This window comes from Pseudoalteromonas carrageenovora IAM 12662 (assembly GCF_900239935.1).
Lineage (GTDB): Bacteria > Pseudomonadota > Gammaproteobacteria > Enterobacterales > Alteromonadaceae > Pseudoalteromonas > Pseudoalteromonas carrageenovora.
Genome location: NZ_LT965928.1, coordinates 942,521 through 955,543, shown reverse-complemented (window position 1 = coordinate 955,543; position 13,023 = coordinate 942,521). Strand labels below are relative to the sequence as shown.

14 protein-coding genes are annotated in these 13,023 nt (G+C 38.9%); 10 read left to right on the top strand and 4 right to left on the bottom strand.

The genetic code is table 11. The features are described 5' to 3' along the window. Positions 1-47: 47 nt before the first annotated feature. Positions 48-359 carry a BolA family protein gene (locus ALFOR1_RS04375; RefSeq protein WP_058547261.1) on the bottom strand — a complete coding sequence of 104 codons (312 nt, stop codon included), beginning with the start codon at positions 357-359 and terminating at the stop codon, positions 48-50. Positions 360-413: 54 nt separating this feature from the next. Then, a complete protein-coding gene (locus ALFOR1_RS04370; RefSeq protein WP_104642178.1) occupies positions 414-1,025 on the bottom strand; it encodes an alpha-ketoglutarate-dependent dioxygenase AlkB family protein in 612 nt (203 codons plus the stop codon). Between the two features lie 41 nt (positions 1,026-1,066). On the opposite strand from ALFOR1_RS04370, the gene ALFOR1_RS04365 reads away from it, so the two are divergent. The 4 genes from ALFOR1_RS04365 to ALFOR1_RS04350 are packed head-to-tail and all read left to right on the top strand — an operon-like array spanning position 1,067 to position 4,819. Then, complete coding sequence (locus ALFOR1_RS04365; protein ID WP_058547259.1) at positions 1,067-2,209, top strand: methyltransferase; 1,143 nt, start codon at positions 1,067-1,069, stop codon at positions 2,207-2,209. Then, the gene (locus ALFOR1_RS04360; protein WP_058547258.1) at positions 2,210-2,770 is read left to right on the top strand and encodes a YajG family lipoprotein; all 561 of its coding nucleotides are present in this window, start codon (positions 2,210-2,212) and stop codon (positions 2,768-2,770) included. 2 nt (positions 2,771-2,772) lie between these two features. Next, positions 2,773-3,393 (top strand): peptidylprolyl isomerase, encoded by a 621-nt coding sequence (locus ALFOR1_RS04355; protein WP_058547257.1) that lies wholly within the window; start codon positions 2,773-2,775, stop codon positions 3,391-3,393. 46 nt (positions 3,394-3,439) lie between these two features. Next, positions 3,440-4,819: an AmpG family muropeptide MFS transporter gene (locus tag ALFOR1_RS04350; protein WP_058547524.1), complete on the top strand. Its 1,380-nt coding sequence runs from the start codon at positions 3,440-3,442 to the stop codon at positions 4,817-4,819. Between the two features lie 70 nt (positions 4,820-4,889). On the opposite strand, the gene ALFOR1_RS04345 is transcribed toward ALFOR1_RS04350, so the two are convergent. Continuing rightward, positions 4,890-5,129 (bottom strand): helix-turn-helix domain-containing protein, encoded by a 240-nt coding sequence (locus ALFOR1_RS04345; protein ID WP_007584874.1) that lies wholly within the window; start codon positions 5,127-5,129, stop codon positions 4,890-4,892. A gap of 439 nt (positions 5,130-5,568) precedes the next feature. Between ALFOR1_RS04345 and ALFOR1_RS20440 the strand changes: the two genes are divergently transcribed. Further along, entirely contained in the window at positions 5,569-5,757 is a 189-nt protein-coding gene (locus ALFOR1_RS20440) for a hypothetical protein (RefSeq protein ID WP_058547256.1), read from the top strand. Between the two features lie 49 nt (positions 5,758-5,806). Here ALFOR1_RS20440 and erpA read toward each other — a convergent pair whose 3' ends face one another. Continuing rightward, positions 5,807-6,145: an iron-sulfur cluster insertion protein ErpA gene (gene erpA / locus ALFOR1_RS04340; RefSeq protein WP_008169708.1), complete on the bottom strand. Its 339-nt coding sequence runs from the start codon at positions 6,143-6,145 to the stop codon at positions 5,807-5,809. A gap of 265 nt (positions 6,146-6,410) precedes the next feature. Between erpA and ALFOR1_RS04335 the strand changes: the two genes are divergently transcribed. From ALFOR1_RS04335 to ALFOR1_RS04315, 5 genes are all read left to right on the top strand, one after another. Beyond that, the gene (locus ALFOR1_RS04335) at positions 6,411-8,093 is read left to right on the top strand and encodes a chloride channel protein (RefSeq protein ID WP_058547255.1); all 1,683 of its coding nucleotides are present in this window, start codon (positions 6,411-6,413) and stop codon (positions 8,091-8,093) included. A 15-nt stretch (positions 8,094-8,108) separates the two neighbouring features. Further along, positions 8,109-8,543 carry a CopD family protein gene (locus ALFOR1_RS04330; RefSeq protein ID WP_058547254.1) on the top strand — a complete coding sequence of 145 codons (435 nt, stop codon included), beginning with the start codon at positions 8,109-8,111 and terminating at the stop codon, positions 8,541-8,543. Between the two features lie 116 nt (positions 8,544-8,659). Then, on the top strand, positions 8,660-9,676 hold the full coding sequence (locus tag ALFOR1_RS04325) for an aspartate carbamoyltransferase (RefSeq protein WP_058547253.1): 1,017 nt from the start codon (positions 8,660-8,662) through the stop codon (positions 9,674-9,676). Between the two features lie 35 nt (positions 9,677-9,711). Then, entirely contained in the window at positions 9,712-10,992 is a 1,281-nt protein-coding gene (hemL, locus tag ALFOR1_RS04320) for a glutamate-1-semialdehyde 2,1-aminomutase (RefSeq protein ID WP_058547252.1), read from the top strand. Positions 10,993-11,158: 166 nt separating this feature from the next. Further along, a complete protein-coding gene (locus tag ALFOR1_RS04315; RefSeq protein WP_104642177.1) occupies positions 11,159-13,000 on the top strand; it encodes a methyl-accepting chemotaxis protein in 1,842 nt (613 codons plus the stop codon). Positions 13,001-13,023 lie beyond the last annotated feature (23 nt).

Here is a 13,023-nt window from a genome sequence, read left to right as displayed (position 1 = left end):
AAATACCGACCAAAGACTCTATTTATTATAATTAATTTACATTTTTCTTAGTCAAGCTTTGAGCCGCCTAAACAATTAGGAGAGTCAGGGGCTTCGCCGCCGTGCTCTGTAAATTCATCAGGTGTGTAGGTATGAATAGCGAGTGCATGTATATGATTCGCTAATTCATCTTTTAATATTTCATTAATTTGGCGATGGCGTTGTAACAAACGCTTACCTGCAAAATCTTCACTCACTACTATTACTTTAAAGTGTGATTCAGTACCTTTGCTGTGCATATGGCTTTCGTTTATTACATTTAAATGCTTACACGCGATAGCACTGCTGATTTTTTCTTGAATTTGTTGCTGCATAGACATAAAAGACCATTTTATATAGCTAGTTTATTAACTCACTATAACAACTTAATTTAACTAACTAAATTGCTTTTGCTTAATGTGCTCAATAAATCGATAAGTTAGACTAATTCGTGGATGTGCAAGTGTTGTTTGCTTTGGTATCGCGTGTTGATAATCGCGCTGACTATGTCCACTCATCACTAAGCAACTGCCACTATGAAGCTTTAAATCGGTCACTTTATTAGTCGCTTTTTGTTTGAGCTTTAATATTCGCTCAGCACCAAGCGATATACAAACAATAGTAGGCTCTGAGCCAAGTTCTATTTCGTCATCGCTATGCCAACCCATTGTATCGTTTCCATCTCTGTAATAATTAACTAATAACGAGTTAAGTGGCTTATTTAAATGACGCTCTAGGCGTTTGCGCATATTTAAAAGTATGTCATTCCATGGTTCTACTATTTGTTTACTATGCGAATAGCCGTATTCAATATTTAAATCGCTCATAAAACATTGCAACCGAGGGATAGGCCCTGTTTTACCGTAAACAGTTACATTCGGTTGCTGCCAGTGTAAATTTTTTTGAAGATAATAAAACAGATCGAGGCTTTTTTGTGCACTAAGTGCCCTACTTTGATAAGAAAAGCCATTTGGTAACTGTTGGGGGTTGGCGTTTTGCCGTTGCATGTTAGAATTTACCTACATTAGATTACTGATCAACAACCATTATGACGACGCAAGCCCAGCTAGGCGATAAAACCTTTACTCTTGAACGCTTCCCTTTGGATCAAAAAAACCGCAGTTTACAAGCGTGGGATTCTGCCGATGAGTACCTTATCAATTATGTTAACGAACATCACCCTGAATGTCGCTCTTTGCTTATTTTGAATGATAGCTTTGGCGCACTTGCTTGTTATTTTAATCAATTAACGGTTTGTTCAGTTAACGATTCTTATATTAGCCACCAAGCTGCGGCTTACAATTTAAAAGAAAACAAGCTATCTACAGCAGAATTTACACAGCTTGATAGCTTGTCTGCTTTGCCAGAAGGTGTTGATTTAGTACTTATTAAAATTCCTCGTAATGTTGGATTTTTACAGTTTCAGCTTAGTGAATTAAGCGAAGTGCTAACGCCAGGTACACCTGTTATTGCTGCAGGTAAAACAAAAGAAATTCATAATTCAACAATAAAGGCTTTTGAGCAATATATTGGTGAAACGAAAACAAGTTTGGCGGTTAAAAAGTCACGCCTAATCTTAAGCACTGCTAAAGGTGGTTATAAAGCGGCTGATTTCCCTGTAACGTGGGAACTTGAAGGCACAGAATTTAATATAACGAACCATGCCAATGTGTTTTCGCGTGATTCGTTAGATATAGGTGCGCGATTCTTTTTTAATTATTTGCCACAAACCCCCAAAGCTAAAAGCATTATTGACTTAGGCTGTGGTAATGGTGTGGTTGGTTTAATGACACTATCTCGTTGCCCTAACGCATCGGTTACGTTTGTTGATGAGTCATACATGGCTGTGGAATCTGCAAGGTTAAATGTAGAGCTTAACCAAGGTGATAAATTTGATAACTGCGAATTTATTGAAAATGACTGTTTAACCGGTTTTGAAAGAGACAGTGTGGATATGGTTTTATGTAATCCTCCATTTCATCAAGCTCAAGCTGTTACCGATCACATAGCTTGGCAAATGTTTAAACAAGCAAAAGACACGCTAAAAGAAGGTGGTGAGCTGCGTATTATTGGTAATCGTCATTTAGATTATCATGACAAGTTAAACCGCATGTTTGGTAACTGTAAGTTATTAGGTTCAAACAAAAAGTTTGTCGTTTTAAGTGCAACTAAAAATAGTGGAATGCTATAAATGAAATTAACACACACTATAGTCACGTGCTGCGCACTACTTATACTTGCCGGTTGCGCAAAGCAACCAGGCCAAGTAATACTTAACCCTGTGTATAAAAATGGCCAAATTAGTACTATAGATAGCAGCTTAAGTACTAGTGTAATTGATTTACGTGGCGATACATCAACACTTAAACTCATTGAATCTGACAAAACTAAAACCTTTGCAAGCCAAGGTTTAACTGACTCAGTTAAAAGTGTTTTAGATAGCGCCCTTAATCGAAACGGTGCAAGTATATCTAACTTAGCCACAGTGCGCTTTGAAGTCGACATTCATGCGCTGCAAGCCGTTGTAACTGAAAAATTAATGAGCCATACCAGTGAAGCGACTATAGAGCTTGGTGTACGTGTGATCCGCTCTACTAGCAATTTTAGTAAGGTATATCGAGGAAGTGCAAACCTTGAAGGCCCACTTAGTCACGAACGTGCAAAAATTGAAGGTCAGCTCAATAAGTTGACTGAACAGATTATTACCCGCATTGTATCTGACCCCGAATTAATAGAATTTTTAGAAGGTTAACTATGAAACGACTTTTTTTAATCTGCTTAAGCCTATTTGTAAGTGTAAGTAGCTATGCAGCCCAAGAAGGCCGCTTTGTGCAAAAAGATAACATTTTTCCGCGCGTTGAAATTGTCACTTCAATGGGCAGCATAGTGGTTGAACTTGATCGCTCTAGAGCACCTATTACGGTAAATAACTTTTTAACGTACGTATCTGATAAAAGCTACCAAGGGAGTGTTTTTCATCGTATAGAGCGCGATGTAGAAAACGACCGTGACTTTGTTATTCAAGGTGGTGGCTATGACAAAGATTACGACGGTCTTCACGAAAACGACCCTATATTTAACGAAAGCGGTAACGGCATGAAAAACGATATGTATAGCATTGCTATGGCGTATCAAGATCGCGAACCTCACTCAGGCACTCGTCAGTTCTTTTTTAACATGGACAATAACGATCACTTAAACCCTGGCAAAGATTGGGGTTTTGCAGTTTTTGGTAATGTTATGGAAGGCTACGAAACTCTTGATAAAATTATGGCAGTTGAAACTGATTTTAATGAAAAAATTGGTTACGATTTTGTGCCTAAAAAACCTGTTGTTATTTTAAATATTAAAGTGCTTGAGCAAGTACCATTATAATTAATGAGGTGCAGCCAAGTTGCACCCAACCGCCAATGAAGGCCTTATGAGCAAATCTCTCTCTGTTAGCGAATACTTTTCTTATTTTAAAGATAAGCGCTTAATCAATATTTTTATATTTGGTATGAGTAGTGGTTTCCCGTGGGTTTTAATTGGCTCTGTTATGTCGGCGTGGCTAAAAGATGAAGGCTTGAGCCGCAGTATGATTGGCCTATTTGGTATTGTTTTTGGCGCTTACAGCATCAACTTTTTATGGTCACCTCTAATAGACCGCTCAAAACTCCCCTTTTTATATAAATGGTTAGGTCAAAGGCGCAGTTGGATTCTATTTTGCCAAAGCTTTATGTTCATTGGCACGGTGATGTTAGCTGGCCTTGATTTAAAAGCTAATTTAGCAATTGCGGCGGGCATATGTTTACTAATCGCTGTAGCCTCAGCGACCCAAGACATCGCCATTGATGCATTTAGAATAGATACCCTAAACGAAAACGAATCGCACAAAGCCACTGCTGCTGCAGCCATGGCTACATCGGGTTGGTGGACAGGCTACGCGTTATTAGGTGCCATTCCTTTTTATATGGCCGATATTCCCTCTTTAGATTGGCCACAAGTGTATTATTTTTTAGCAGTTGTAATGTTGCTACTAATGAGCGGGGTGCTATTTGCTAAAGAGCCAAAATCAAACCGAGAAGCCGTTCATGCAGAGCTTGAACGTGTATACATAGAAAAACTCGCCAATATAAAACAAACACCTTTTACCAAAGTTATTGCTTGGCTTGGCGTAACAGTAATAGACCCATTTAAAACCTTTTTTGCTAAAAATGGGGTTAAAACAGCCCTCGCGCTACTGGCGTTTATATTTTTATTTAAAATTGGCGAAGCGTTCTTAGGACGCATGTCTATTGTTTTTTATAAAGAAATAGGCTTTAGCAATAGTGATATAGCTACTTTTTCGAAAGTAGGCACGGCAGTTTTAACCATCGCCTTTACGTTTGTAGGCAGCTTGTTTAATCAAAAATATGGCATTGTTAAGGGGCTATTTATAAGTGGCATTGCTATGGCGGCCTCTAATTTAGCATTTTCAGCTATTGCGCTTGTAGGGCCAAATCTAGGGCTATATGCATTTGCTATAGTGATTGACGGTTTTACGCAGGCTTGGTCACTAGTTGCTATGGTCGCGTTTATATCAATGCTGTGCGATCGTGCTTTTAGTGCAACACACTATGCATTATTAGCTTCACTTGGTAATTTAGGCCGCACGCTGCTTTCTAGTTACAGTGGTGTGGTTATTGATGATTGGCTATTAGGAAATTGGGCGCTGTTTTTTGTTTTAACAGCTTTAATGGTTATACCGTCGTTGATATTTTTATATCTTATTAGGCATAAATTGTACGAGCTTGAGAAGAATTATCATAAAAATATTTAATGCATCCCTGCATTAACATATTGCTTAGCACTTTCAAGTGCCCCTTAAAGTGTACTAAGCAATGATTCAGTTAATCTACTTTTAATAAGCTTAAAGCTTCATGTGGATCAACTTCTAAGGCAGTACAATAGCGAACAAACTCAATAACATCTAAACGGCGCTCTTGGTTTTCAATTTTGCCGATAAACGAGTGAGGCGTTCCAAGCACTTGCGCTAGGCTTCGCATTGTATGACCTTTTTCGTGGCGCTTACTTTTAAGCCACTTTGTTAGCTTTGCATTTTCTTCAGAAGAAACTGTTTTGCCCATCATTTTACATCTCCTACTAGATGATTTGACTTACCCGTTAAAGCAGTAGTCTATCAATAGCTGTAGGCAAGTAAGCAGCCGCACTTATTTTTACTTCAATAGCAAGCTATCGCTTTATAAAGCACTTGTTGCTACTCCCACCCACATAGCTAAAAACACTACGCTACAAACGTGGTACATATTATTATTAGGAATGAAATTTTGCCCGTCTCATTCTTGGATACATTATATACTATTAACACTTTGGTTAAATAACTAATTACATACTCGGTACAGATTTAACCACTGACCAATATTTATAAACGCTGAATATTAACTCTAAGTATGCAAAAATATTAATAAATTTACTTTTTATATTAAAAAAATAAAAATATTTTTTATAACAATTTTATCGTTACATGTTTATGATTAAGCAATAATTAGCGTTAATAAAGGTTAAATAATGTTCAGACTTTTGTTTTTATTACCTATTGTACTGTGTTTAGGATGGTACTTTTTCCTACGACAAAACGGCGTACCTATTAAACAAGGTAAAAAAGGGTTCATGTATATATTAGGTTTTTCGGCTTTTGTACTGGCTTTTTTTATATTCATAATGCAAATCACCGAATACAGCCCGAGTGAATTGTAGGCATTAAAAAAGCCGCAAATGCGGCTTTAATATATAAACGTGCAGTTAATTAAACGCTAAAGCTTGCACCACAACCACAGGTTGTTGTTGCATTGGGGTTAGATACAAAAAAGCGTGCGCCTTCTAACCCTTCAGTGTAATCAACTTCACCATCTACTAAGTATTGAATACTCATAGGGTCAATAACCAGCGTTACACCATTTTTAACAATTTCTAAATCGCCAGGGTTCGCTTTTTCATCAAAGGTAAAACCATATTGAAAACCTGAACAACCACCACCTGTTACATAAACACGTAGTTTTAGCTCTGGATTTTCTTCTTCGTCGATTAACTGTTTTACACGTACAGCAGCTGCATCGCTGAACTTAATTGGTAATTCTTCAGACATTTTAAAACCCTCAATATCGCAATGGCGTGATTATCTAATACCCGAGTGTTTTAATCAAGTATAGTAAAACAACTCTTTCATCTAAGTTATACAGTTTAACAAGCTAAATATTTTGTATATTTCGAAACTATTTTGCTTTTGCTAAGTGTAAGACCATACACAGTAATGATTGTTAATATAAGTTACAAAAATTTCAAAATCACAAGGACTTAGCTGAACTCTTTTGCTAAAATGTTCGCTGAAAAAATGTGGCGGAGAATACAGCATGTGGCTTGAGCGGCTCAGGCGTCGATTAGCAAAACCAAAAACATCCGTACAATTATGCCTATTAGGCGTAAGTGCCGGATTAATTGCTGCATTTTTTATCATTTTATTTCGCTTAACTATTCTGTTTTTTCAAAGCTTATTTTTAGAAACCCCAGACAACTTTACAACCTTACCTACGCTTGAACGTGTATTAATGCCTTTAATTGCAGCGCTACTTATTGCTATATTTGCAGCACTTACAGGTTTTAAGCATTACCGTTTAGGTATTCCGTTTGTTATTCACCGTATTAAACGTCACTACGGGCAAATGCCGCTATACAACACGGTAAACCAATTTGTTGGTGGCGCGCTTGCACTTATTAGTGGTTTTTCAGTGGGCCGCGAAGGCCCCTCTGTACACATGGGTGCTACTGGCGCGAGCATATTGGCCGATAAACTTCATTTACCCCATAATGCTATGCGTACATTGAGCGGCTGTGGTGTTGCTGCGGGTATTGCGGCCTCATTTAACACCCCGCTTGCTGCTGTTATTTTTGTTATGGAAGTGGTACTTCGTGAATATAAGGTGCATATATTCGTACCTATTATGTTAGCAGCCGTAACAGGCGCACTAGCTACACAGTTTGTGTTTGGCGAAGGCTCAGAGCTTGCGCTTATTACAATAGCACCGCTAAGTGGCTGGCATTATCCATACTTAATTTTATGCGGAATGGCCCTAGGTGCTATTGCGTTTAGCTTTAATCAAAATTTAATGTTAATTATTAAAACATTTAAACCTTTAAGCATGTTCCCTCGTTTATTAATTGCAGGTTGCATTGCGAGCTTAATAGCATACGCAGTACCTCACGCTATGGGCTCTGGTATGAGTGCAATTACCATTGCAGTTGAATCTCCTGATAACGTAAAGCTGCTAACGACTATTTTAATCGCTAAATTATTGGCCACACTATTTGCTATTGGCTTGGGTATTCCTGGCGGCTTAATTGGCCCAGTAATTGGGCTTGGGGTACTCATTGGTACACTAATGGCGTTTTTAGCTCAGTATATAAGCCCAGGTACTGATATTGCTGGTACGTATGGTGTTTTAGGTATGGCTGGTTTATTAGCCGCGACACTGCACGCTCCCCTTGCGGCTTTAACGACAGTAATGGAACTTACCTCTTCGCCTGAAATAATAGTCCCAGCAATGATAGTGATTACGACTGCTTATGTAACTGCCCTGCAATTTTTTGGTAATCGCTCTATATTTTTACAGCAATTGGATTTTCAAGGATTGCCCTATCATGTATCCCCAGCTACTGAAGCACTTCAAAAAGTAGGCATAATGGATGATATGGATGAAGACTTTAAGCTGCTGTACTCAGACGATAAAGAACAGATAAAAAACACTCTAGATGCTATGGACAGCCAAACACCACTAATAGTGTTTGACGAAGAAAATGGCTACCGACTTGCTGAGTATGATTTAACGCTTATGTCTGACCAAACCATAAATATTAACTACATTAGCCTGCAAGGTATAAGTAGCCAAGCAACCCTAGCTGATGCCTTTGATATTTTAAAAGACAAGCGTAGCGGTGCACTTTACGTCTACAACTTATTAGATAACCAACAAATCATGGGCTTATTACGCTGGGATCAAATAAATAATATTTTAACCATTCGTAACAGCTTACTTTAAACAGTTAGGAATTTTATGAGCGCTTTATTAATTTATAAAACACTGCACATTTTTTTTATGATTGCCTGGTTTGCCGGTATTTTTTATTTACCACGGCTATTTGTGTACCACGCAATGAGCGAAGAAAAAGCCTGTAACTCTATGCTTAAAGTGATGGAGCGTCGGTTACTCTTTTTTGTAACGCCATTTGCCATTTTAACGGCCGTTTTTGGTGTGCTCACCATTGTAGAATATGGCCGAGAATGGTTTAGATACAGCATGTGGCTGCACTATAAACTAGTCCTCGTTATCATTTTATATATTTATCATGGTTACTGTTTTAAATTACTAAGCGACTTTAAACACGATAGAAATACTAAAACAGATCGGTTTTATCGTATTTTTAACGAGCTCCCGGTTATCGCGCTACTTATTATTGTTGCTCTTGCGGTAATAAAACCTAATTTATAAGCGTTTCGGTGCATGGTAAACTGCGCCGCAATTTACAATATTTGTTATAACACGCGCGATTGCGTGCCCCATTTTTTTGGATTATCGCGCCCTTTTGATTGATTAGGAATAACCCCATGTTAAGTTTCCAAGGTGAGCATATACTGTCGGTAAATCAACTAGACAGAGACTGCATTGAACGTATTTTTGCAGTAGCAAAAAAAATGGAGCCTTATGCTAAAAAGCAAAAGCAAACAACAGTGCTTGAAGGCGCTATTTTAGCGAATTTGTTTTTTGAACCAAGCACGCGAACACGCGTAAGTTTCGGCACCGCCTTTAATTTACTTGGTGGAGGTGTACGCGAAACAACCGGCATGCAAAGCTCTGCACTTGCAAAAGGTGAATCGCTTTACGACACAGCTCGCGTTATTTCAGCATACGCTGATGCCGTCGCTATGCGCCATCCTGATGCAGGCTCTGTTAGCGAGTTTGCAGACGGTTGTACCGTACCAGTAATTAATGGTGGTGATGGTCCTAACGAGCACCCTACTCAAGCTTTGCTCGACTTACTAACTATTGAGCGTGAGCTAAATCGCTTTGATCAAAATATTGATGGCATGCATATAGCCCTTGTGGGCGATTTAAAATATGGCCGTACAGTGCATTCATTATCAAAACTATTGTGCCATTACAAAAACGTAAAGTTTTCGATGGTAGCGCCAGACGGCTTGCAAATGCCAACGAGTATTTTAGATGCCGTAGAAAATGCAGGCCACAAAATTGAGCTAGTAAACAAAATGGAAGGCAATCTAGCAGCCGATATCGTTTACCAAACACGTATTCAAGAAGAGCGTTTTCCTTCACAAGAGGAGGCAAATAAATACCGTGGTGGTTTTAGAATAAGCCAATCTATTTATAATTCGCACTGTAAGCCAAACTCTGTACTGATGCATCCGCTGCCACGTGATAGCCGTTTAGAAGCTAACGAGCTTGATAACGACTTAAATAGTAACGACAATTTAGCAATATTCCGCCAAGTACAAAATGGCGTATTAATTCGTATGGCACTGTTTGCTTTAACACTCGGCGTAGAAAACAAAGTCGAGCAATATGAAGTAGACGTACCTTGGTTTAGCCGCAAACGCGACAGCTAAACACTTTTACCAAGCGACAATTTATAGGATTTTTCATGACAATTAGCCAAGATTTATTTAATCGTGCACAAACTTCAATTCCTGGTGGCGTAAATTCACCTGTACGTGCATTTAACGGTGTAGGCGGCACGCCACTATTTATCACTAAAGCCGAAGGTGCCTTTACTTTTGATGCCGATGGTAACCGTTATATCGATTATGTAGGTTCGTGGGGCCCAATGATCATGGGTCATAACCACCCAGCTATAAAACAAGCTGTACACGAAGCTGTAGAAAACGGCTTAAGCTACGGTGCACCTACCGAAGCTGAAATTTTAATGGCTGAAAAAGTAAAAGAGCTTGTCCCATCAATCGAAAAAGTACGTATGGTAAGCTCGGGTACCGAAGCCACTATGAGCGCAATTCGTTTAGCGCGTGGTTTTACTAATCGTGACAAAATCCTAAAATTTGAAGGTTGTTACCACGGCCATGCTGACTCATTATTAGTAAAAGCGGGCTCAGGTGCTTTAACAATGGGCGTGCCAAATTCACCAGGTATTCCTGAAGACTTTGCTAAGCACACGCTAACAGTATCGTTTAATAACCTTGATGAAGTAAAAGCTATTTTTGAGAAATACGCAGACGAAATTGCCTGTATTATTGTTGAGCCAGTAGCGGGCAACATGAACTGTATTCCACCTGTTGAGGGTTTTTTAGAAGGCCTACGCGCAGTATGTGATGAATACAAGTCAGTGCTTATTTTTGACGAAGTAATGACGGGCTTTCGTGTTGCATTAGGTGGCGCACAAGCGTATTACAACATAAAACCTGACTTAACATGTTTAGGTAAAGTCATTGGCGGCGGCATGCCTGTTGGCGCATTTGGCGGTAAAACCGAAATAATGGATTACATTGCGCCGGTAGGCCCTGTTTACCAGGCGGGTACTCTTTCTGGTAATCCTATCGCAATGGCTGCTGGTTTAAAATCACTTGAGCTATTAAGTGAGCCTGGCTTACACGATAAGCTTGAAGCAATTTCTAAAGCAATTTGTGAAGGCTTTGAAGCAGGGGCTAAAAAAGCGGGTATTCCATTAACAACTAACTATGCTGGCGGCATGTATGGCTTTTTCTTCACTGATGCTGAAAAAGTGACAACTTACCAGCAAGCAACAGAATGTGATTTAGAACGATTTAAGCGCTTTTTCCACTTAATGCTTGAAGAAGGTGTTTACCTAGCACCTTCTGCATTTGAAGCAGGCTTTGTGTGTGCAGCGCATACAGAGCAAGAAGTACAAGCAACCATTGAAGCAGCTGAACGCTCATTTGCTAAACTTTAGGATAATATAAATATTAAACGCTTGTTTTACCTATAATATTAAGACTAAAGATTGAAAAAAGCCCGAAAGGGCTTTTTTTATTTGTAAAGTAATATAAATGAATGATAATTAAACGTAACAAGGTCTATATATCTTCATCCCCCTTTACAAAAAATAAGAGAGTCTTATGTCAGGATTACGCCAATTTGCCTCCGCTGCAATTCAGCTTATGGCAAATTTAAAATATAAAACAAAAATAAGCCTGATGTTTGGAATACTATTACTACCTCTTGCCTTAAGCCTATTTTTTTTAGTGTCGTTATTAAGTGAAAGTATTGCCGTTTCAAAAATGCAGCAACAAGGCTTAAAAGGCTACAGAGCAATACTTTCAAACCAGATGCAAGGCGATACCATTAAAAATATTAAAGTAGCGCGCGCCCTAGGCTTTAACATAAATGACGACCAAGCTGATGAAGTACTTGCACTTGTATCTATTCAATCTAACTTAGCGCTTGATAACCAACTTGCAAGTGCCTATGTAAATCGCTCCTTAGTAACACCAATTCCTGCACTTATAATGCAAATAAATGCGACAGCACAAAGTGCAAATACGGTATTGGCAAGTAATCGCTTTACGCCAGATACGTTTATCGCCCTTTCTAATTTAAGTAAATCTTTACCTTTATACGAGCTGCAGCTTGATAAAATATTGAGTGTGGCAACGAATGCAGATAAATCGGTTAATAAAGCACTAACGCCCTCACTCACTAATTTACACAGTGCAGTTGAGGCATTCAAAACAGCTATTGATAAAAAACTACTTGAGCCTGACGATATACTGCTAACGCAAGCCGAATTCACTCAATTAACAAACCAAGTGCACAACAGTATTAGCAAACTTGTTGATAAAAGTATTCCTACCCTTGAAACCCTTATTGAAAATAAACTTCAAACACAACAATGGATCAGAAACCTTGTACTAGCAGCATCTGTCGTAAGTTTACTCTTTGCGTTTTACTTGATGATAGGTTTTTACTTTGCAGTGGTCGATACCATTAATCGCTTTGCCGAAGCTGCGCAAAGAGCAGCAAATGGCGACTTAAATGCTGTTATCAACTCAAGTACTAATGATGAAATGGATATTATCGCAGCACGATATAATGCACTCCTTAATGCCTTTTCAAAACTTTTAGAGAATGTAAAAGCAAGTACTGTGGAACTATGTGGCGCCACTAAATCGCTTTCTCAGGCAAGTAGCCAAACGAGTAACGATGTTGAAAAGCAGCAAGTACGCGTAAACGCGATTCATGATGCACTGAGTAATATGGAGCAAAGTGCGCTAAGTGTTGAAGACTCTGCTAATCAAGCGATGTTAACAGCACAAGATGCAGCGCAGCATGTAAAGCAAGGCTCTAACAACACCATGGAACTTGCCAAATACATGCAAGACCTTCAAGTTGAGTTTACCGAAAGCCAACAAGCCTTAGATAGACTCGCTCAAGATAGCCAAGAAATTAGTAAAGTAAGTAAAGGCATTAGCGAAATAGCCGATCAAACTAATTTATTAGCCCTAAACGCAGCAATAGAGGCCGCACGAGCCGGTGAACATGGCCGTGGTTTTGCCGTGGTAGCTGATGAAGTAAGAACCCTTGCACAGCGTACACAAACCCAAACGCAAGAAATTCACCAAATTATTAGCTCACTCCAACAAGCTTCTGACGATACACAACAAAAAATGCGCTCAAGTGTCCAGAAGATGGAACAATCGGTAAAAGCCGCCACCGAAACAAACGATGTTTTACAAAGTGCAGAGCAAAGCATGGGCGATATAAAACACCAAGGCGAGGAAATAGCGCTTCGCGTTAAAGAGCAATCTAACGCAACCACACAAGCATTAAGCGATTCGCAAGAAGTAAGTAACTTAGCAGATCAAACTCTTCTCTCTGCGCAATCTACACTGCAAGACGCACAGCAACTCAGTCAGCTATCTGATGACTTAACTAAATCAATGCAGTTTTTTAAATCTTAATCTAATTAGTACCCCATAAAAAA

Coding starts and splice junctions, on each gene's coding strand:
- ALFOR1_RS04330 (WP_058547254.1), top strand. CDS start 8,109: ATGAGCGCTTTATTAATTTATAAAACACTGCACATTTTTTTTATGATT.
- ALFOR1_RS04325 (WP_058547253.1), top strand. CDS start 8,660: ATGTTAAGTTTCCAAGGTGAGCATATACTGTCGGTAAATCAACTAGAC.
- ALFOR1_RS04345 (WP_007584874.1), bottom strand. CDS start 5,129: ATGATGGGCAAAACAGTTTCTTCTGAAGAAAATGCAAAGCTAACAAAG.
- ALFOR1_RS04375 (WP_058547261.1), bottom strand. CDS start 359: ATGTCTATGCAGCAACAAATTCAAGAAAAAATCAGCAGTGCTATCGCG.
- ALFOR1_RS04335 (WP_058547255.1), top strand. CDS start 6,411: ATGTGGCTTGAGCGGCTCAGGCGTCGATTAGCAAAACCAAAAACATCC.
- ALFOR1_RS04360 (WP_058547258.1), top strand. CDS start 2,210: ATGAAATTAACACACACTATAGTCACGTGCTGCGCACTACTTATACTT.
- ALFOR1_RS04370 (WP_104642178.1), bottom strand. CDS start 1,025: ATGCAACGGCAAAACGCCAACCCCCAACAGTTACCAAATGGCTTTTCT.
- ALFOR1_RS04315 (WP_104642177.1), top strand. CDS start 11,159: ATGTCAGGATTACGCCAATTTGCCTCCGCTGCAATTCAGCTTATGGCA.
- hemL (WP_058547252.1), top strand. CDS start 9,712: ATGACAATTAGCCAAGATTTATTTAATCGTGCACAAACTTCAATTCCT.
- ALFOR1_RS04350 (WP_058547524.1), top strand. CDS start 3,440: ATGAGCAAATCTCTCTCTGTTAGCGAATACTTTTCTTATTTTAAAGAT.
- ALFOR1_RS04365 (WP_058547259.1), top strand. CDS start 1,067: ATGACGACGCAAGCCCAGCTAGGCGATAAAACCTTTACTCTTGAACGC.
- ALFOR1_RS20440 (WP_058547256.1), top strand. CDS start 5,569: ATGTTCAGACTTTTGTTTTTATTACCTATTGTACTGTGTTTAGGATGG.
- ALFOR1_RS04355 (WP_058547257.1), top strand. CDS start 2,773: ATGAAACGACTTTTTTTAATCTGCTTAAGCCTATTTGTAAGTGTAAGT.
- erpA (WP_008169708.1), bottom strand. CDS start 6,145: ATGTCTGAAGAATTACCAATTAAGTTCAGCGATGCAGCTGCTGTACGT.